Below are 18,263 nucleotides of genomic sequence, written 5' to 3' on the forward strand. Positions count from 1 at the left end.
GCCGCTGGTAAGTGGCTGAGGTGGAAGCCTGATCATCCCGCCCGCCATCGACCCGGGACAAGCCGAGCGGATCAGGGCCAGGGGGGCAAGAGGGCAATCACGGTCACTCAGGACCAGCCTCACGACCAGGTCAGCAGCCCTACGAGCCGTGATCGATATACTTCCCAAGCTGACAGCGCGGGCTCAATTCCCGTCACCTGCTCCGCATTTCGAAGGCGGCAAGCCCGCGTATTGGATCAGGTCCACTACGCCCTGAGCCTCTGGCGCATGTACCGCTGATCAAAGTCTCCGAACTCCATGCCGTTCTCATCGAGAGCGTTGTAGATCGTCAGACGACCATGCGGGAAGAGGAATCCGACAGCGACCATCCCTTGCGCCATGTCGTCACCCATCCACTCGAGAAGCTCCACGGCTTGCAGTCTCTGCCCCTGTAGGCTCGCCAGCTCCTCAGGCTCGTCCCCTCGCCATGCCAGTCGGAATCCTTCCCCCACCCAATCCAGCGGCTGAGCCGGATCGACCGTGTTCCACGTGATCGAAATCTCATCGAACTTCTGGTGGACGATCTCGACCTGCTCGCCCTCGAAGTCCAGCAGGATCAGGCCATCGGAGAACCAGACATCCTCGTCGAGGTCCCACACCAGCAGGCCTCGGGTTAGCCTCCGCCCTTCCAGCATGGCCAGTCTTCCCCCATGAGCGGTGGCAACCACCGAACTCCCGCTCAACCATGCAGGCTTGTATCCATTAATCCCACAGTCGAACATTTGTCGATCATGCCAGGAGTCGACGCCGGGAGGCCAAGCCCGCCGCGATCACGTTTCCGGTGTGCCGGAGATCGTTAACGTGAAGACCCTCCGCCCCTACGACACGCACGACTTCCCGCCAGGAGGGCAGCACCACGCCTCGCCGTACCCGACCACCGGTCGCCGCACCAGGTCCGCACCGCCACCTTGATCCGTTCCCGACGTTCAACGCCGTTGCTGCCACCACGGCCACTCGGGCGACGCATGCGGGTCCGGCGATGTCCGGGTAAGGAACCGCCTATCAATGGGGAGGACCAAGGCGTACAGGTATGGCTTGGCCCAGCATGGCAAGGCGATGAGTGCCTGTTCGAGTCGCCGGCGTGGTGCGTCTCCGGAGCACTCGGGACACATGCACCTGGGACCGATTCGGTCCACGCTGCCGGGAACGACCGCCTGCGTCCAGGCCAGTAGTGCCCTAGCCACTGTTCCCGGCCGCATTCGGGTGTGCTCCAGTGCGATCACCGCAGCCATGGGGCGACGCCCAAGACCGGGAACCTGATGAACCGAAGCTCTGTGGGTCACGCACTCCGATCCTTGTGCGCCTACCTCGGAAGGGCGCCGATCGAACCCGCGCTGTCAGCTTGGGAATCGTACGGATCCGGCCACGTAGGGCCGCTGAGCAGGGCCTTTCTGATCAACGTCATGAGCCGATGGTCGCACGTCGAGAAAGGCGATCTCCAGATCTAGCCCCGCTGGACTACTACCCTTACGATCGCCTGGCGGTAGCTGATCTCCTTACAGGGCTGGGGGCGATCGACGGTGGGTGACTTCGTTCCTCAGTCCGAGCCCACCGAGCATCAGGGCGACAGCGGAACCCTGCGGGCTGAAGCGGCCGTCTGCAACCTATGCGTTCACGACCTGCCGGTGATGCACCGTTAGAGGCTCGATTCCAGTAGCGTCGTCGCCGACGACGAGCTCGACGCGGAACCGTACCCCCATCGCCACGCCGAGGCGCAACAGTGTCGCTATGTCCGGGATGCCGCCACCACCCTCGATGCGAGACAGGGCGGGCTGGGACATCCCGGAGCGCTCCCCTACGACCTTCTGAGACAGGCCTCGGCGCTTACGGATCTCACGCAGCTGGTCTCCGAGCTCCAGGTCACGGCCCGCTGCTCGTATTCGGGATGCGGCAGCGCGTCCGCTTCCATCTCGCGCGGACGCTTCGCCTTGTAGGTCTCCCAACGGCTGTGACCCATCATGCGCTCCTCTCGAACACGTGCGTGGTGGTCAGGTCGTGCTCTGCGTCGCACCGCTTCTTCGCAGCGATCGCCCGGTCGACGTCGGCTGCCTGCGTCCCGTCCTGGGTCTTGCGGAAGACCGTTAGTACCACGATCACCTTGTTGGACGGCTTCCAAGAAGGTCAACCGCCAGGTCGTGCGGTCGAGAGCGACACGCAGTTCGGTAGCGGTCGGGATCCGACGCCCGGTCGCTGTTGAGTGCCGCGCGTCATGAACCTAGGACAAGCCGAGAGGATCAGGGTAGGCGAGGTGCACTGTGCGCCCAGACCAGCTCCGAGGCTTGATCGTCGTGCGATCAGCGTGCAACTAGACAGGGTGAACAAGGGTCAACCACGGTCACTCAGGACCGGCCTCACGCCCAGGTGTCCGCACAGGTTTCTCCGCTTCACGTATGCTCCGACTCTCCAACCTTGTCAGCTGAGCTCTGTAGGCTCTATGACGGGAGAGGGGACATGAGCATGACAGCGGACCCACAGGACTACGCATCGGCCAGTCCGTCTATGCCGGAGAAGAACTTGCGGGCCATCCGTGCCGCCTTGGTCGTACCCCAGGACCGCGAAGCATTCGACGCAGGGCTCAAGGCAGTCCTCGATGAGGTTCGAGTAAGTCTGGATCTCAGCGCACTGAACAACTTCGTTCACCGCTGGTGGATTTCCGCGTGCGACACGGTGAAGGATCCCGGAGGACGCCGACAGATGCATGTCAAGGCCGAGCAGATCCTTGCTGGCGAGCTTCCCGGGGGAAGGCCATGGCGTGAGGTCCTCACCGCTCGCGGAGTCGAGCTGTAGGTGTACCAGCTCCTACTCGACCCGGTCGCCGAGGACCAGATCGCCATGGTTCCCGAGGAGGCCCTACGTCCGCTCGCCGAACTGTTCACGCTGCTGGAGACCGCTCCATGGAGCGGCCAACCGTACAACGTGGCCAACCCGAAGGCCAACATGCTCACCCACACCTTCGGCGAGCGCGGGCTCGCGACCTACGTGGTCATGGAGGAACAACGCGAGGTGTATCTCATCCGCGTCGAGTGGCCATGATCGATGCGTGCCAGAACAGACGGGGAACTGCGGTCACTCGCGGAGACTCACAGTCACACAACCGACCTTGACCTGTATCCCATTTTCCCAGCACAGGTCAGCAAGATCAGTAGTCGATTTCCAAGCTGACAGCGCGGGTTCGATTCCCGTCACCCGCTCCACACCACATTGGCATCAACCCAAGTCAGCTCAGCGGGTCTGTAAGTCCTCGCCCGGAAGGTTCACCGTCCGCTATCCGCGAGGCCCAGGAGCGAAGCGCATCAATAGTTCGGCGCAGGTGGGCATCGTTCGCTAACCCTGGTGGCGCCCAGGGCTGTGTTCTCAGATCACACTCAGCGTCGAGATCCACCCACAGATCTTCGAACGCATCCCGGATGGCCCACTCCTGGGGGTCGGCGATCTGGAACAACCCCCGGAGATCCGCCACCAACTTGGGTAACGCCACCTCACCCGCCGCGTAGGCATCGAGGCGCTCGACCATCCGTCCGATGAGCGCCCGTTGGTAGTCCTCCATAGGGTCCCATCTTGATCGTCGTGCAATTAGCGTGCAATTAGACAGGGTGAAGAGGAGTCAACCACGGTCACTCAGGAGCCCCACGCCCAGGTCAGCGGCCCCACGTGGCCCGATCCGTACGATTCCCAAGCTGACAGCGCGGGTTCGATTCCCGTCACCCGCTCCACACATTGCGACCGCCTCACACCACGCGCCATCTATTGGATTTCATCCGGGTACGCCCACGGCTCGATAATCCACGGGTTCGAGGCGGATGGTCGCCAGGCCACATGGCCGGCAGGCAACATAGCCGTTTCCCCCGGCGTCGGGTCTTGAGCATCCACGTGGCTGATGTGCAGGACGATCGAGTTGCCGACATCGCCGTCCGTCTCGCCATCGCCGACCGACCAGTCGCCCTCATCATCATGAATCACCACGAGGGCCGGAACCTGGCCGCCCGCGACCTGGCGGTTGACGACTGCTCCAAGATCGGCGGGGAACCTGGCGTCATTGAACGGGTGGACATGGTGACGGGTAACTTCGACCATGGAGACACTCTGGCAGAACACGTGATCGCCGGGCCATTCGCGGGCCATAGGCAAGGGTGACGAGGGGGTAGCCACGGTCACTCAGGACCGACCCGACGCCCAGGTCAGGGGCCCCACGTGCGGTGACCGGTGTACTTCCCAAGCTGACAGCGCGGGTTCGATTCCGTCACCCGCTCCAAGAGTGAAGGCCCAGGTCAGAGGATGATTTCCGACCTGGGCCTTGATCTTTGTTGGGGCTGCTTCTCACACGCGTGCCAGATCAGTTGATTTTGGATCCAACGACGAATCAGCGCCATGACGTTCGACCAAGTGGCACCCGTGCGGAACGCCGTGCCGAAGGGCGCTGCCCCGGCCGCGATGTCCCGCGCCCCAAAATTCGGCGAGGTAGGGTCCGGGCCAGTGACGCGATCTTGGTGGACGAATGCACCACAAGGGAGGGGGCGCGATGAGCGCGCATGAGGTACGAATGCGGCCCGTGACAGAGGACGATCTCACCATGTTCCAGCGTTTCGCCACGGAGCCGGGATTGATCGGCCTGGACTGGACGGGGTTCCGCGATGCGCAGGCCCCGACACGGCGCTACGCCACCGACGGTTACCTAGGCGAAGATGACAGCAGGGTCATTGTCGAAGTCGACGGCACGGCCGCCGGCGTCATGAGCTGGTCGGCCCGAGGGTTCGGGGTCTCGCGATACTGGGAGATAGGGATCGCCCTGCTTCCGGACTGGCGCGGGCGCGGCATCGGCTGGCGCGCTCAGGCGATGCTGTGCGACTACCTGTTCACTCACACTCCCGTCGAGCGCATCCAGGCGGCCACCCACCCGGAGAACATCGCAGAACAGAAGTCGCTGGAGAAGGCCGGCTTCACACTGGAGGGCGTCCTACGCGCGGTGGAATTCCGTGCCGGTCAGTGGCGCGACGGCTGGATGTACAGCAGATTGCGGAACGACCCGCCTCCGGCCGGTCACTGAGCCGCCTTTGCCGCGTGCCCGTTGCGTGCCCGTCAGCAGAGGGAGCAAGGGGAGCTCACGGGAAATCACGGTCAGCCGAAGCGCTCCCCCGCAGGTCGGCGTCTCCCAGTTCAGTGACCAGACGCGTTAGAGACTTCCCAAGCTGCGAGCGCGGGTTCGATTCCCGTCACCCGCTCCATACTGAAAGCCCTGCTCAGCGGGCGCCCGTTCAGGGCTGATCTTCCAGTCCCGATGTCGAATGGTCCTCGTCTCCGGCTCGGGCGGTCTCTAAAGGGCCTTCGAACCCACACGCCGAAGGCCGCCCGGCTCCCCCACGGGAGGTATTCCTGGAGATGCCTACACGCGATGAGTGATGCCATCAGGACCATGAAGGAGCAGTGCCAGGCCGAAGGCAAGAAGTGACAGGCCGTCAGGCCGGCAGCTGCTTCGCACATGCCCTTGATCTTGCTTGGCTTCGTTCGGCCCCGGCCCCGGTCACCAAGAGAGTCCATCCCACCCGAGGATCCTTTCGCGTTGTCGTCAGCAGGGGAGGGATTGCTCGGTCCAGATGCATTTGCCGTCATGCAGGTAACGGGCACCCCAGCGCCGGGAAAGGGCGGCCACCAGCTGCAGGCCCCGGCCGCCTTCGTCGGTGTAAGAGGCGTGGCGGATGCGCGGGGTGCTGAGGCTGCCGTCGTAGACCTCGCAGATCAGGGAGCGGCTGCGCAGCAGGCGCAGGCGCATGGGGCCCTTCGCGTGCCGGATCACGTTGCCGACGAGCTCACTGACCAGAAGTTCGGTGGTGACCGTCAGATCGTCTAGCCCCCAGATGGCCAATTGTTTGCGGACATATTTGCGGGCCTGTCCTGCTGCTCTGGGATCGTCGGGGAGACTGCAGGTGGCGACATCGCCGGCGGCGGTACCGCGGATGTGGGCGATGAACAGGGCGGCGTCATCGTCGGTCTGGTCACGGGCGGGCAGCAGCGCCGAGACGACCGTGTCACAGAGATCCTCCAGGCGCCCGACGTCGTCGTCCTGGCGTCCTGACCAGAGGTGGGGGATGCGGGGCACGGCCTGGGCCAGGATCTGGCGGAGCTGGGCCAGGCCCTTGTCGACGTCGCGGGTGGCGGATTCGACCAGGCCGTCGGTGCAGAGCACCAGCAGGCTCTCCTCAGGCAGATGCAATTCGTGGATCTCGAAGGGCGGTTCCGCGGCGCCCAGCGGCGGGTCGGCGGCCAGGTGGGGGCACAGCACGGTGCCGTCGGGGTGGACGATGACCGGTGGGGGATGGCCGGCCAGGCAGAACGTACAGGTCCGGGTGGTGGGATCGAAGACGGCGTACAGGCAGGTGGCGTAGAAGTCGTCACCGAGGTCGCTGACCAGGTCGTTGAGGTGGCCGATCAGTTCGTCAGGCGGCAGGTCGAGGTCGGCGAGGGTGCGGACAGCGGTGCGCAGCCGTCCCATGGTGGCCGCTTCGGTGATGCCGTGTCCCATGACATCGCCGATCACCATGGCGACCCGGTCGCCGGACAGCGGGATCAGGTCGTACCAGTCGCCGCCCACCTCCTCGCCCCGGCCCGCGGGCAGGTAGCGCGCGGCGGCGCAGGCGACGGGGAGACGGGGAAGCTTTCGGGGAAGCAAGCCGCGCTGCAGTTCCTGTGCGCGGGCGTGTTCCACGTCGTACAACCGTGCCCGTTCCAGCGCCTGGCCGACCAGACCGCTCAACGCCGTCAGCAGGGTGCGCTCCTCGTCGCTGAAGACACGCTCCCGGGTGAACGACACCACACACGAGCCGACCAACCGCCCGGAGGCGATCATGGGCAGGAACGCCCAGGCGTTCCTCGGTGACGCCTCCGCCACGTGCCTCATCGTTGGATAGCGCCGGCCATACGCCGCGAGTGATCCGATGAACCGGGGAGTACCGGTCCCCAACACATCGGTCACCGGGGTGGTTTCGGTGAGCGGGAGCCGGTCGACAAGACTGAGGAATTCCTGGGGATACCCGGTGGCGCCGACCACATCCAGTCGGCCGCCTTCGATCAGCCAGACCACGAGCCCGTCGGCACGGAACGGAGGCAGGACATGGTCCGCGACGGCCTGAACGACGTCCCGGGTGGTGACGGCCTCGGCGAGCGCCACGGTCAGCTCGCCCATCCGGACCGTCCGCTCGGACCCGGCCGCCGAAGTAAGGCCCGCCGCCGTGCCGGGCATGCCTTCCAGGCGTGCAGCGGCCCATGCCGCTACCGCACCGAGAAAGGACCGCTGCTCGTCATCCGGCTCGGCGGACCCTGCCGTGAGCACGGACAACACCCCTACCGGCCCATCGGCACCCGGGAGGGGCAATGCCGCCGTGCCGGCTGCCCCGATCCCCAAGCTGTCCCCGCCCACCCAGACGTAGCCACCACACCGCACGGCGCGTGTGGGCGCCACGTCCTGCACGGTGCGAAGAACCGCCCACGCCTCGGCGGTCTCCGGGAGAAGCCCGCTGGCCGCCGCCAGCCGCAGGCAACCAGTAGCGGAATCGCACCTGTGCACGAGGGCGCCCAGGCCGCCCAGGCCCGTCGTCGCCTGCTGGAGAGCCAGCGTCAGCGTCTGCGCGCTCCACTGCCCTTCGTCCAAGGTCCCCACAACGCCGGACTGCTCCGCCTGCGGCTGCTCGGCGTGGCCCTCGGACCTAACTTTCCGGGCCGCCACCTCACCTCCCGGCACAAGTGCGACAATGGGGCAAGTCACTACTTATGTACGTCCACACTAGCTTTCACCGCCATACGCGGCACTTCCGGGGTCCGCGACACTCTGCCGCTTCGTGTGCGCCCCTGGCAACACGACCCGGTGAAACCGACCGCGTTCATCGCCACCCAGAGGACCGAGCATGCCCATCGCAAGGGCGCGGGCGCAAGATCCTGTAAGTGAGGGTGATCAACCGTAGCCTCTAGGGTTCGAGGAGTTCGACAAGGTAGAGCGATGTAGAGCCGGCCTTCATCCGGGTGGACTGCCGCGCTCCGCAGTGACCCGACAGCGAGCACCCCAAGCAGTTCACCTTGACTTCGAAGTGGACGAGATCGAGTCGAAGCAGCGCCGCGTCCTCCACCTAGGCGCGACGCTGCAGCAGGACTTTATCGACCCCGACGGGCTACGGCGGCGGGTCTACAGCAACCCGATCGGCCCCCTTCTGTCTGTGCCGCAACAAGGGCGTCATCTGGGTCGAGCAGGGCCCGATCTGGCCCGATCGCGACCAAGGCCCGTCTCAAGACCGGTATGTCTCACTGCGCCGCTACCAAAGATCATCCAGGTCACCGATCCTGACAGCGCGGCTTCGATGCCCGTCGCCCGCTCCAGGCCACGCAGGCAGGCCAACTACACGGGCCCGCAGGTCCTCACGCAGCAGGTAGCCCTTCCGCTGTCCGCGAGGCCCACGAACGGATCGCGTCAATAGTCCGGCGCAGGCGAGCATCGTCGGCCAACCCCGGTGGAGCAATTGTCAAATCTTGTGGGGGGGGTGTGCTTCTGGCGTGAAAGATGCGGCGGTAGGCCGTGGGTGAGACGCCGATGGCGGTGCGCAGGTGTTGTCGGAGCGAGTTGGCGGTGCCGAACCCGGCCCGGTGGGCGATGTGATCGATCGATAGGTCGCTGGTCTCGAGCAGTTGGCGGGCCCGTTCCACTCGCTGGGCGGTCAGCCATTGGCCCGGGGTCATGCCGACCTCGGCCCCGAAGCGCCGGGTGAAGGTGCGCGTGCTCATCCGTGCGTGGGCGGCGAGTTCGGACAGGGACATCGGTTGATGCAGGTGCTCCAGCGCCCAGGCGCGGGTGGGGGCGGTGGTGGTCGACGTCGGCTCGGGGACGGGTTGTTCGATGTATTGGGCTTGGCCACCGTCGCGCCACGGCGGGACGACACAGCGGCGGGCGACCTGGTTGGCCACTGCGCTGCCGTGGTCGCGGCGTATCAGGTGCAGGCATAGATCGAGTCCGGCGGCGACGCCGGCCGAGGTGAGGATGTCGCCACTGTCCACGAACAGTACGTCCGGGTCTACTTTCACCTGGGGGAAGGTTCGCTGGAAGTGTTCGGCTAACTTCCAGTGGGTGGTGGCGGGGCGACCGTCGAGTAGGCCTGCGGCGGCCAGCACGTACGACGCGGTGCAGATGGACACGATCCGGGTGTGCGGCCGGATCAGCGTGAAGGCGTCGGCTAGTGATCCGGGCAGGCAGCCGTGTTCGCGAATCACGCCGAGCGCGTCGGAGGGTGGAACGACCAGCGTGCCGGCGGTGGCCAGCGCCTTTGCATCATGCTCGACGGCGATGGCGAAGCCGGCGGCGCTTTGCACCGGCCGACCGTCCAGGGTGCAGGCGATGACCTCGTAGAGCGGCTTTCCGTCCGGGCTCTCGGCGCTGCCGAAGATCCGTGCCGGGATGCTCAGTTCGAACGGGATGACGCCCTCAAGGGCGAGGACGACCACACGATGCATGGCCAGATCCTGTCACATCATGTCCATCCGGCCAGTACTGGCCGGCCGGCAGTGCCCGCACTCTGGTACCGCACCACGCCACACCGGTGCGTTCTCCGAGCAGAAATGGGGCACCTGATGAATGACAGCACGCTCGCCGGCGCACGGATGCGCGCGATCAGCCCGCGATCCTGGGGCGGTCCAGAGGTCCTCACCGAAGTCGAGCTGGACCGGCCGAGGCCCGATCCTGCGGAGATCCTGGTGCGTGTGCACGCCGCCGGGGTCAACCCGACCGACTGGAAGTCCCGGGCCCACGGAGGCTTGGGGCTGTGGGGCGAACCGGTCATTCTGGGCTACGACGTGTCGGGGGTCGTTGAGGCAGTAGGGCTTGGGGTGACACTGTACCGGCCGGGCGAGGAGGTCTTCGGCATGCCTCGCTTCCCGCACCAGGCGGGCGCCTATGCCCAGTACGTGACCGGCCCTGCACGGCACTTCACCCACAAACCGGCAACGATCGACCACGTCCAGGCGGCTGCGCTGCCGCTGGCCGCGTTGACCGCCTGGCAGTCCTTGATCGACACCGCGGATCTGCGGGCCGGGCAGCGCGTGCTGATCCACGCCGCTGCCGGCGGGGTCGGCCACCTGGCGGTGCAGATCGCCAAGGCGCATGGCGCGTACGTGATCGGAACCGCCCGTGAGGCCAAGCATCCATTCCTGCGAAAGCTGGGCGCCGATGAAGTCATCGACTACACCCAAGTGGACTTCGTCGAGGCGGTCGGTGCTGTTGACGTCGTCATCGACACCATCGGCGGCGACTACGGGTCCCGCTCCCTGCGGCTGCTACACAAGGGCGGCACCCTCGTCTCGCTCTCCTCACCGGCCGATACTCCACCAGCCGCGGAGACCGAAAAGCTCGGCATCCGCTCCGGGTTCACCCTCGTCGAGCCCGACCATGCCGGCATGAAGGCCATCGTCGCCCTGGTGAAGACCGGGCGGTTGCGTGCCGAGATCGACACCATTCTGCCCCTGGAGCAGGCGGCCAAAGCGCATGAACGGGGCGAGACCGGCCGCACCACCGGCAAGATCGTCCTGACCGTCGCTCACTGACGAACGAGTTTGCAGGCACGGGTGCAGGTCACCCGTGTACTCCGCCCGGACGGCCCTACAGCAAGCAATACGCTTCGGGCCACATCAGACGGCGATTCCTTCGGGACGCTCGACCAGGATGCCCCGTTCGAACCGGGCTCCAGCCCGGACCAGAGCGACGAGGCGGGGTGCGTTCACAGCCCGCCGGCGGGCCTGGGCGGACTCGACGAGCTTGAAGACCATCGCGAGGGCGGCGGCCGCGCTGCCGGCACCCTTGGTGACCTTCGTCCGCAGCCGGACCGTGGCGAACGTCGACCCGATCGGGTTCGTCGTGCGCAGGTGAATCCAGTGTTCGGCGGGGAAATCGTAGAAGGCCAGCAGCTCGTCGACGCCGTCGGTGATCTTCTTGACGGCCTTGGAGAACTTCGCTCCGTAGGACTTCTCGAACGCCGTGATCGCCTGGAGCGCGCGCTCACGGTCCTCGGCGTCGTAGATCTCCTGCACGGCCTTCTTCGCCCCCGACTGGGCCGACTTCGCAAGCGCGTCCATGACATTCGCCGTCTTGTGAACCCAGCACCTTCGATGCCGGGCCTAAGGGAACACCCCGGCTATGGCCTTCCAGAAGCCGAGGGCGCCGTCGCCGACGGCGAGAAGGTGAGCACAAACGTGCCTTCCCGACCGACGCCGCAACGTCGGTCTTGCTCGGTGACCCATCGATCAATCACCCAGGAAAGTAAGCCCTCCCCGGGCCCCGATCCACAGATCTTGAGCATTGCTCACCCCGGTGGCGCCCAGGACTGTGTCATCAGGTCACACTCAGCGTCGAGATCCACCCACAGATCTTCGAACGCGTCCCGACCCGCCGCACCAAGCCTCGCCGTACCCGACCACCGGTCGCCGCACCAGGTCCGCACCGCCACCTTGATCCGTTCCCGACGTTCAACGCCGTTGCTGCCACCACGGCCACTCGGGCGACGCATGCGGGTCCGGCGATGTCCGGGTAAGGAACCGCCTATCAATGGGGAGGACCAAGGCGTACAGGTATGGCTTGGCCCAGCATGGCAAGGCGATGAGTGCCTGTTCGAGTCGCCGGCGTGGTGCGTCTCCGGAGCACTCGGGACACATGCACCTGGGACCGATTCGGTCCACGCTGCCGGGAACGACCGCCTGCGTCCAGGCCAGTAGTGCCCTAGCCACTGTTCCCGGCCGCATTCGGGTGTGCTCCAGTGCGATCACCGCAGCCATGGGGCGACGCCCAAGACCGGGAACCTGATGAACCGAAGCTCTGTGGGTCACGCACTCCGATCCTTGTGCGCGTACCTCGGAAGGGCGCCTACGCGCCATGGGCCTTTCTGATCAACGTCATGAGCCGATGATCGCACGTCGAGAAGGCGGTCTCCAGATCTAGCCCGCTGGACTACTACCCTTACGATCGCCTGGCGGTGGCTGATCTCCTTACAGGGCTGAGGGCGATCGACGGTCCGGGATTTCGTTCCTCAGTCCCAGCCCACCGAGCATCAGGGTGACGAAGGAGCAGATGTTCTCCGTCCTATGTGCCGTGATCGATGTACTTCCCGAGCTGACAGCGCGGGTTCGATTCCCGTCACCGGCTCCACGAGCAAAGACCCAGGCCAGGGACGATCATTTCTCAGTCTGTTTGATCTTTACGGGCCATCAGCTCTTGATCACCCTGCGGGCACCAGCACTCCGGCCGTACCGTCGCCCTCGTCGCCGTTCCGCTCTTCAAGGCGACGGCGCTCCGCGCCCGGCGCACGCAGCACCCGCCGTACGAAGCCCTACCCACCGACCAAGGACGCGCCGTCGCCGACCCCGCCACTGCGTTCACACAGAGGACAGCTCGGGCAAGGCTCCTGTAGTCGCCCGGTTCCCGCCATCGTGGTGGTCAAGGCCTGTATCAATGATCTTGTGACAACATCGCGGGATGCTGCGACTCACCGATTTCATCATCGACTGTCCGGACACGATGAAACTGGCGGCCTTCTACTCTGAGGTGACGGGCCGCCCGATCAAGGAAGGCAGCCACGAGAACTGGGCCGGCATCAAGTTCGGCGAGGTCGAGCTGGCCTTCATCCGGGTGGACGACTACCGCGCTCCGCAATGGCCCGACAGCGAGCACCCCAAGCAGTTTCACCTTGACTTCGAAGTGGACGAGATCGAGTCCGAGCACCGCCGCGTCCTCGACCTTGGCGCGACGCTGCAGCAGGACTGCATCGGCCCCGGCGGCTACGGCTGGCGGGTCTACACCGACCCGATCGGCCACCCCTTCTGCCTGTGCCGCAACAAGGGCGTCATCTGGACCGACCAGGGCCCGATTTGGCCCAAGCGCGACTAGGGCCTGCCTCAAAGCCACATGCCCTACTGCGCGACGATTTTGAGACTGGCCCTAGCTATGGATCAGCCACCACACCCATACAGGCCGCGATCGCGCTGTGGCTGATCATCGAACCGGTTGACGGCGATCGAAGGTCCGAGTTCATTGTCCCGTCTGCTATCGACCCAGGACAAGGCGAGCGGATCAGGGCCAGGGGGTCGTACGATCCCCAATCTGACAACGCTGGTTCGATTCCCGTCACCCGCTCCACAAGCGAAGGCCCAGGTCAGGAAGCAGATCCCGACCCGGGTCTCATTCATTTCCGCCACCTTGCCGATCATCCGTGCCCGTTACGTGCCCGATCCCTCGTGATCGTCGCTCCCGCCCATGATCCGCTCGGCCGGCTCGCCCATGCCGTCAGCGATCGGCTTGTCCCGTTCGTCCTCGGTGTGGAGCTCTTTGGGTATCCGGCTATCGCCTGGTGAGCGCCTTGCGGAGTTGTGCGGCCTGCTGCGCTCGAACTTCGAAGGGAATCGCGAGCTTGACCGGGTCCGCGAGAATGAATCCGTCGCCGGGAGAACGGGGGATCGCATAGACGTGCAGATGAAACAGCGTCTGGCCTGGGATGTTGTCGTTTTGGAGAACCATGCTCCCGGGTGCTCCAAACGCCTCCCGAACGGCAGCGGTTACTTGGGCGACCACGTCGAACAGCTCGGCCAAAAGATCGCCAGGGGCAGCATGGAGACTCGTCACGTGCGCAGTCGGAAGTACGAGACAGTGACCAAGGTTCTTTGCTCGCTGCCAGGGGATGGGCAGAACGAAGACGTTGGCGGTGCGATAGGCGACGAGCTCACTGTCTACGTCACCGGCACCGATGGGACAGAAGGGGCATGAGCTCATCCGCTAGATTCTCGGCCACTTCGGACTGGCGCGTCCACCTGCTCAGACCCCATGATCTTGAAAGACTTCCCAAGCTGACAGCGCGGGTCCAATTCCCGTCACCCGCTTCAAGCTTCAAGACTCACATCATCCAGTCCCTTTTCGCGTATCGACTTCTTCCTCGTCATCAAGAGGGTCGAGTAGACCGCAAGCTGCTTCGATGAGTCCGGAGGACACGAGGTCACGGATCGCAGCCGCCATGCCTTCGAACCCGACATCCCTGATGATGATCAAATCCGAGCACCAGAAGTATCGGCCGCCGAGGGACTCACCGGTGCGCGCATCCTTTTCCATGATCTGCTGGACTACGTGCAGGGTCATGAAGGTCGCATACCGGCGGGAGCCGTCACGGAAGGTGATCGTCGCGTCTGCCTGGTCGGCGGTGGCCGGCTCGTACCCTTCCCAGGCCGGAATGGTCATCTCGAACTCGGGATCCGTGACGTGATAGAAGGCCCCGTCGAAAGTGATCATCCTATTGTCCCTCTCGTAGCCGGCCACACCGCCTCGGCACCGGAGTGACCCGTGCCCGCTGTATGCCGAGTCATGGCGCACGCGTACCAGCGATCACGTTCGCCCGCCGGACACTGATCGGTAGAGGGACCGACCAGGCCATCGAGGGTGTGGATCGCGTGCATGATGATGAGGTGCTGATCTGTATCGAAGCATCCGAGCTGCCGGGCCGGGAGTGTGGACCTGCACCGGGGTTTCCTGGCTACTCCAACGTTCATGTCGGCGTGCAGCGGCGGGAGCGCACCGGTGAACTGCTCGGCATGACGGCCGCGGACGTCTCCTCGGTGGTGTGGGAGCTGGAGGTGACCGCGATCCGCACGGAGTCCGGTTGGGATCTGCGCGGCCCGTTCGTGCAAGGCCGGCCGGGCGGCCGGTTCGTCTACCTGTCGTGGGGGACGGTCGATGAGGCCGGAGCGTTCTCGATGTTCCGGCGGGCGAAGCTGTGGCTGGAGGCCATCCCCGCGGACGTGCTGGAGAGGGCCGTGGCCGGTGGCGCCCTGGTGGCACGGCTGGGGTTGACGGACGCCAAGCGTCAGCCGTTGTGCGCGTCGGTCCGCCCCCCGCTGGTGGAGTGGTCGGCCCCCGCGCGCTGATCGCACACGAAGGCCCGGGTCAGAAGGTGATTTCCGATCCGGGCCTTCATTGCTTCTGATCGGCCGGGGGCATCGATGTGATGGTCGGCGCCCCCGGCCGCCGGAGTCCTGCCCCCTACGCCTGTATGGCGCCTTCCAGCAGGGTCCGGTGGTGGATCATCCAGTCGGCGGCGCGAGCCCGCCAGGCCAGTGCCCACAGCGGTGCCGGGTTGGTCGAGTCCGGAGTGATCTGGGCTTGGGCCGCTTCGGCGGCGCAGTCCCGGATCGCGAACTCGATCATCCGGACGACCAGGCCGTCTCGCTCGGCGGTGGGTAGTTCGTAACCGTCGAGGAACAGCCGGAGCTGCCGGGCGCGGGTGGCCGCGTCCGGCAGGTTGTTGCGTTCGGCGACGTCGTCGTCGTGCAGCTGGGCGTGCCACCAGGCGGCGGCGACGACCTCGTCGAGACGGTCGACCGGTCCGGCCAGCGTCCAGTCGATGAACGCCACGGGTTGACCGTCGTGCACCACGGTGTGCCACGGTCCGGCGTCGCAGTGTCCGATCACCGAGTCAGGGCCGGTGCGGTGCATCCACCATGGCTGCCAGGCGGCGTTCGGCGGCGGCCGGAAGCCGGCGGTGGCGTTGTGCAGGTCGCGCAGCAGCCTGCCGACCTGCCAGATGGCCTCATCCGACCAGCCCTGTGGGTGGACGATGGTGCCTTCGATGTAGGTCAGGACCTCGTTGCCGTCGGCGTCGAAGCCATCGCCGACCACCTGCGGGCAGCCGGTGAACCCGGTGTCAGCCAGGTGGCGCAGCAGCGCATGGACGGTGCCGGTCCAGGGGCGGGCAGGACGCTTGACGGTGTGGCCTGAACGGATGACGTGACTGGGTCCGCCTTCGGCTGCCGTCAGCGGCTCGAAGGATGATGCGGAGTCCACGAATTCTCCTCGTGTAGCGCGGTAAGCGGTGATAGCGCCAATGAGGGCGCTACAGCCGGCGGCGCGGACGGAATCCGCAGCCGACGGTGGCCGCCACGCAGCGAAGAATTCGTGGTCTGACCGAGCTACAGCCCTTGAAAGGGGCGAAGGTCAGATCGCGGCGAACTCACGCGTCGCAGCGGCGGCGGCTACCTCGCTGAGGACCATGCACGTCATGTCGACCTCCTTGATCAGTCGGACACGATCGAAGCTATCTCGCAGTGGCCGACCGCGCTATCGATTTTCCGCCGGCTCCGGGGTGGGCGCCGTGCATCGCCACCGGCTCAAGAGCTTCGACTGGCAGGCCCAACGCCCCCGTTGACAGTCCTCTATAGGGTCCCTACCGGCACGGGGCATTGCCCCCGACGCGCCGTCCTGGCCTTCCTGACCTCTAACCGGTCAGCCGCTTATCTGAGGGTTGGTCGGCGGGGCGACGACCAGTTCGGTGTCCGGGTCGTGGTCGACCTGCGGAGGGCCCGCGACGATCATGGTGGCTCGGGCCCATGGCTGCTCTCGCACCATGAACGGCAGTTCCTCCAGCAGCCAGTTCGCCACGTGCTCCAGTTGCTCGGGGGAGTCACCGTCGCGAGCGACCAACAGGCGCTCCTGCTCATCGAGGTCACCCTGCATCCACACCGAGGCGTCCAGCCACAGGGCGAGCTCCTCGCGGATGATGCCGGTGCCCTCGACCCAGACGAAGTCGGCGCCGGCGGGGACGGTGATCGATCCGGGCCGGTCGTGGAGGGTCCAGGCATCAGGGCGGAAGTCCACCGCCTCACCCCGGTGCAGGGGCCGCAAGATGTTCTCGACGAGCACGGCGCCCCAGTCGAAGTAGGCGTGATTCCAGGCGATGTCGTCGGTGTGCACGATGGCGGAGTTGGGCGCCGTCCCGCGGAGCCGCTCGGCCAGGGTCGTCTTGCCCGCGCCGCCCCGGCCGTCGATCGCGATCACCCGTGGACGTCCGGTGACGTGGGGTGATGCCTCCCGGAGCTGCCGGACGGCGTCGAGCACGGTCACCACCCGCCAGCCAACGGCCTCGGTCTCGCCTGCATGAAGATGCATTGCCAACCTATCTGCGGATGTGAGGACACGGTTCGGGCTCCGGACGGGCCGGCGGAACCCTTGTGTCATTGTCCACGACTTGTCGGAGCTCTCGTCGGTGTGGTGGCGGGGCTTCAGCTGAAGCTGCTCCGGTAGGCGTGGGGGGTGACGCCGACGACGCGTTTGAAGCGGTCACGGAAAGCGGTGGGCGAGCCGAAGCCCGCCTGGGCCGCGATGCGTTCCATCGAGTGCCGGGTGGTCTCCAGCAGGTGCTGGGCCTGGCGGACACGGGCCCGGTGGAGCCACTGCAACGGTGTGGTGCCGGTTTGCTCGCGGAAGCGCCGAATCAGGGTGCGAGTGCTCATGCCTGCGTGAACGGCGATGTCCGCGAGGGTGAGATCTCGGGCGAGATTGTCCTCGATCCAGCGCAGGAGGGGTTCGATGGCCGCGCCGCGAGGGGTGGGCGGGTACTGCCGCACGATGAACTGGGCCTGGCCGCCCTCGCGTTCCAGCGGCATGACCGACAGTCGTGCGGCGTCGGCGGCGACGGCGGAGCCATAGTCCCGTCGGATCATGTGCAGGCACAGGTCCAGTCCCGCCGCGGCACCGGCCGAGGTGAGGATCTGCCCGTTGTCGACGTAGAGCACCTCCGGGTCGACGTCGATGTCCGGGTAGGCGGCGGCGAGTTGAGCGGCGGCCAGCCAGTGGGTGGTGACGCGCAGCCCGCCGAGCAGTCCGGCGGCGGCGAGGATGAAGGTGCCCGAGCAGATGGAGGCGATCCGGGTGCCGTTGGCGGCGGCCCTGGAGAGCGCGTCATGGACGGCCGGCGGCAGAGGTCCGGCGGGGTCGGCGGTGCCGGGAACGATGACCGTGTCCGCGTCCGCGAGTGCGTCCAGTCCCCACCGGGCGCGCAGGGTGAACAGGCCGGCGTCCACGTCGGACCGCTCGGCGCAGACCCGCACCCGGTAGGCGGGGCGGCCGTCGGGCAGTCGGGTGCGGGTGAACACCTCGATGGGTGTGGACAGGTCGAAGGGGATCACCTGATCCAGCGCGAGGACGACGACGGTGTGCATGGCGACAACATATGCCTGCACCGGGTTCTCGCCAATGGCTTCTTACTGCCTTCATCAGCTCCCCACGCGCGGCCAGCCGTTGGCGGTATTCCGTTGGACATTGTCATTCCTGCCACTAGGAGCGCAGGACGTCGCCGGTTAGCCTCGACCACGTCCACCACACCTCTCAACGGAACGGACACCTTCATGATCGTCCGATTCGATGCCGGCACGGCTTCTGAGTCCCGCCG

19 protein-coding genes and 1 pseudogene are annotated in these 18,263 nt (G+C 66.0%); 7 read left to right on the forward strand and 13 right to left on the reverse strand.

From position 1 onward, the window contains the following. Positions 1-245 precede the first annotated feature (245 nt). The 3 genes from ACWEN6_RS39635 to ACWEN6_RS39645 form a co-directional block, all read right to left on the reverse strand. Complete coding sequence (locus tag ACWEN6_RS39635; protein ID WP_452577240.1) at positions 246-761, reverse strand: hypothetical protein; 516 nt, start codon at positions 759-761, stop codon at positions 246-248. 882 nt (positions 762-1,643) lie between these two features. Continuing rightward, a complete protein-coding gene (locus tag ACWEN6_RS39640; protein WP_452577242.1) occupies positions 1,644-1,982 on the reverse strand; it encodes a helix-turn-helix domain-containing protein in 339 nt (112 codons plus the stop codon). 13 nt (positions 1,983-1,995) lie between these two features. Beyond that, positions 1,996-2,130, reverse strand: coding sequence for a hypothetical protein (locus ACWEN6_RS39645; RefSeq protein WP_452577244.1), 135 nt, complete (start codon positions 2,128-2,130; stop codon positions 1,996-1,998). A 360-nt stretch (positions 2,131-2,490) separates the two neighbouring features. On the opposite strand from ACWEN6_RS39645, the gene ACWEN6_RS39650 reads away from it, so the two are divergent. After that, a complete protein-coding gene (locus tag ACWEN6_RS39650; RefSeq protein ID WP_452577246.1) occupies positions 2,491-2,826 on the forward strand; it encodes a DUF6247 family protein in 336 nt (111 codons plus the stop codon). Continuing rightward, positions 2,827-3,072, forward strand: coding sequence for a hypothetical protein (locus ACWEN6_RS39655; protein WP_354922053.1), 246 nt, complete (start codon positions 2,827-2,829; stop codon positions 3,070-3,072). It abuts the gene before it with no gap. Between the two features lie 184 nt (positions 3,073-3,256). On the opposite strand, the gene ACWEN6_RS39660 is transcribed toward ACWEN6_RS39655, so the two are convergent. Together ACWEN6_RS39660 and ACWEN6_RS39665 are read right to left on the reverse strand one after the other, a co-directional pair. After that, positions 3,257-3,586 carry a hypothetical protein gene (locus ACWEN6_RS39660; protein ID WP_452577247.1) on the reverse strand — a complete coding sequence of 110 codons (330 nt, stop codon included), beginning with the start codon at positions 3,584-3,586 and terminating at the stop codon, positions 3,257-3,259. A gap of 197 nt (positions 3,587-3,783) precedes the next feature. Continuing rightward, positions 3,784-4,113: a hypothetical protein gene (locus tag ACWEN6_RS39665; protein WP_452577249.1), complete on the reverse strand. Its 330-nt coding sequence runs from the start codon at positions 4,111-4,113 to the stop codon at positions 3,784-3,786. A gap of 445 nt (positions 4,114-4,558) precedes the next feature. Between ACWEN6_RS39665 and ACWEN6_RS39670 the strand changes: the two genes are divergently transcribed. Then, positions 4,559-5,083: a GNAT family N-acetyltransferase gene (locus ACWEN6_RS39670; RefSeq protein WP_452577251.1), complete on the forward strand. Its 525-nt coding sequence runs from the start codon at positions 4,559-4,561 to the stop codon at positions 5,081-5,083. A gap of 519 nt (positions 5,084-5,602) precedes the next feature. Here the strand turns inward: ACWEN6_RS39670 and ACWEN6_RS39675 are convergent. Next, positions 5,603-7,756: a SpoIIE family protein phosphatase gene (locus ACWEN6_RS39675; RefSeq protein ID WP_452577253.1), complete on the reverse strand. Its 2,154-nt coding sequence runs from the start codon at positions 7,754-7,756 to the stop codon at positions 5,603-5,605. 313 nt (positions 7,757-8,069) lie between these two features. Here ACWEN6_RS39675 and ACWEN6_RS39680 point away from each other — a divergent pair, with 313 nt between their 5' ends. Then, positions 8,070-8,498 carry a VOC family protein gene (locus tag ACWEN6_RS39680; RefSeq protein ID WP_452577255.1) on the forward strand — a complete coding sequence of 143 codons (429 nt, stop codon included), beginning with the start codon at positions 8,070-8,072 and terminating at the stop codon, positions 8,496-8,498. Here the strand turns inward: ACWEN6_RS39680 and ACWEN6_RS39685 are convergent. Continuing rightward, positions 8,440-9,525, reverse strand: a complete 1,086-nt coding sequence (locus ACWEN6_RS39685; RefSeq protein WP_452577257.1) for a GlxA family transcriptional regulator — start codon at positions 9,523-9,525, stop codon at positions 8,440-8,442. The two genes, ACWEN6_RS39680 and ACWEN6_RS39685, sit on opposite strands and share 59 nt — an antisense overlap. Before the next feature lie 117 nt (positions 9,526-9,642). On the opposite strand from ACWEN6_RS39685, the gene ACWEN6_RS39690 reads away from it, so the two are divergent. After that, positions 9,643-10,611 carry an NADP-dependent oxidoreductase gene (locus ACWEN6_RS39690; protein ID WP_452577258.1) on the forward strand — a complete coding sequence of 323 codons (969 nt, stop codon included), beginning with the start codon at positions 9,643-9,645 and terminating at the stop codon, positions 10,609-10,611. 84 nt (positions 10,612-10,695) lie between these two features. On the opposite strand, the pseudogene ACWEN6_RS39695 reads toward ACWEN6_RS39690, so the two are convergent. Then, positions 10,696-11,280 (reverse strand): annotated as a pseudogene (locus ACWEN6_RS39695) (transposase); the annotation flags it as partial. Between the two features lie 1,252 nt (positions 11,281-12,532). Here ACWEN6_RS39695 and ACWEN6_RS39700 point away from each other — a divergent pair. Next, the gene (locus ACWEN6_RS39700) at positions 12,533-12,943 is read left to right on the forward strand and encodes a VOC family protein (protein WP_452577259.1); all 411 of its coding nucleotides are present in this window, start codon (positions 12,533-12,535) and stop codon (positions 12,941-12,943) included. A gap of 450 nt (positions 12,944-13,393) precedes the next feature. Here ACWEN6_RS39700 and ACWEN6_RS39705 read toward each other — a convergent pair whose 3' ends face one another. Further along, positions 13,394-13,822 carry an HIT family protein gene (locus tag ACWEN6_RS39705; RefSeq protein WP_452577261.1) on the reverse strand — a complete coding sequence of 143 codons (429 nt, stop codon included), beginning with the start codon at positions 13,820-13,822 and terminating at the stop codon, positions 13,394-13,396. Between the two features lie 126 nt (positions 13,823-13,948). Then, complete coding sequence (locus tag ACWEN6_RS39710) at positions 13,949-14,332, reverse strand: hypothetical protein (protein WP_452577263.1); 384 nt, start codon at positions 14,330-14,332, stop codon at positions 13,949-13,951. Positions 14,333-14,394: 62 nt separating this feature from the next. On the opposite strand from ACWEN6_RS39710, the gene ACWEN6_RS39715 reads away from it, so the two are divergent. Further along, positions 14,395-14,964 carry a DUF5990 family protein gene (locus ACWEN6_RS39715; protein ID WP_452577284.1) on the forward strand — a complete coding sequence of 190 codons (570 nt, stop codon included), beginning with the start codon at positions 14,395-14,397 and terminating at the stop codon, positions 14,962-14,964. A gap of 115 nt (positions 14,965-15,079) precedes the next feature. Here the strand turns inward: ACWEN6_RS39715 and ACWEN6_RS39720 are convergent, their stop codons facing one another. The 3 genes from ACWEN6_RS39720 to ACWEN6_RS39730 form a co-directional block, all read right to left on the reverse strand. Continuing rightward, positions 15,080-15,880 (reverse strand): aminoglycoside phosphotransferase family protein, encoded by an 801-nt coding sequence (locus tag ACWEN6_RS39720; protein ID WP_452577265.1) that lies wholly within the window; start codon positions 15,878-15,880, stop codon positions 15,080-15,082. Between the two features lie 438 nt (positions 15,881-16,318). After that, on the reverse strand, positions 16,319-16,981 hold the full coding sequence (locus ACWEN6_RS39725; protein ID WP_452577267.1) for a uridine kinase family protein: 663 nt from the start codon (positions 16,979-16,981) through the stop codon (positions 16,319-16,321). 113 nt (positions 16,982-17,094) lie between these two features. Beyond that, positions 17,095-18,033, reverse strand: a complete 939-nt coding sequence (locus tag ACWEN6_RS39730) for a GlxA family transcriptional regulator (RefSeq protein WP_452577268.1) — start codon at positions 18,031-18,033, stop codon at positions 17,095-17,097. Between the last annotated feature and the right edge of the window lie 230 nt (positions 18,034-18,263).

Source organism: Sphaerisporangium sp. NPDC004334, from assembly GCF_053602655.1.

Coding starts and splice junctions, on each gene's coding strand:
- ACWEN6_RS39635 (WP_452577240.1), bottom strand. CDS start 761: ATGTTCGACTGTGGGATTAATGGATACAAGCCTGCATGGTTGAGCGGG.
- ACWEN6_RS39650 (WP_452577246.1), top strand. CDS start 2,491: ATGAGCATGACAGCGGACCCACAGGACTACGCATCGGCCAGTCCGTCT.
- ACWEN6_RS39660 (WP_452577247.1), bottom strand. CDS start 3,586: ATGGAGGACTACCAACGGGCGCTCATCGGACGGATGGTCGAGCGCCTC.
- ACWEN6_RS39665 (WP_452577249.1), bottom strand. CDS start 4,113: ATGGTCGAAGTTACCCGTCACCATGTCCACCCGTTCAATGACGCCAGG.
- ACWEN6_RS39670 (WP_452577251.1), top strand. CDS start 4,559: ATGAGCGCGCATGAGGTACGAATGCGGCCCGTGACAGAGGACGATCTC.
- ACWEN6_RS39685 (WP_452577257.1), bottom strand. CDS start 9,525: ATGCATCGTGTGGTCGTCCTCGCCCTTGAGGGCGTCATCCCGTTCGAA.
- ACWEN6_RS39690 (WP_452577258.1), top strand. CDS start 9,643: ATGAATGACAGCACGCTCGCCGGCGCACGGATGCGCGCGATCAGCCCG.
- ACWEN6_RS39700 (WP_452577259.1), top strand. CDS start 12,533: ATGCTGCGACTCACCGATTTCATCATCGACTGTCCGGACACGATGAAA.
- ACWEN6_RS39705 (WP_452577261.1), bottom strand. CDS start 13,822: ATGAGCTCATGCCCCTTCTGTCCCATCGGTGCCGGTGACGTAGACAGT.
- ACWEN6_RS39710 (WP_452577263.1), bottom strand. CDS start 14,332: ATGATCACTTTCGACGGGGCCTTCTATCACGTCACGGATCCCGAGTTC.
- ACWEN6_RS39715 (WP_452577284.1), top strand. CDS start 14,395: ATGCCGAGTCATGGCGCACGCGTACCAGCGATCACGTTCGCCCGCCGG.
- ACWEN6_RS39725 (WP_452577267.1), bottom strand. CDS start 16,981: ATGCATCTTCATGCAGGCGAGACCGAGGCCGTTGGCTGGCGGGTGGTG.
- ACWEN6_RS39730 (WP_452577268.1), bottom strand. CDS start 18,033: ATGCACACCGTCGTCGTCCTCGCGCTGGATCAGGTGATCCCCTTCGAC.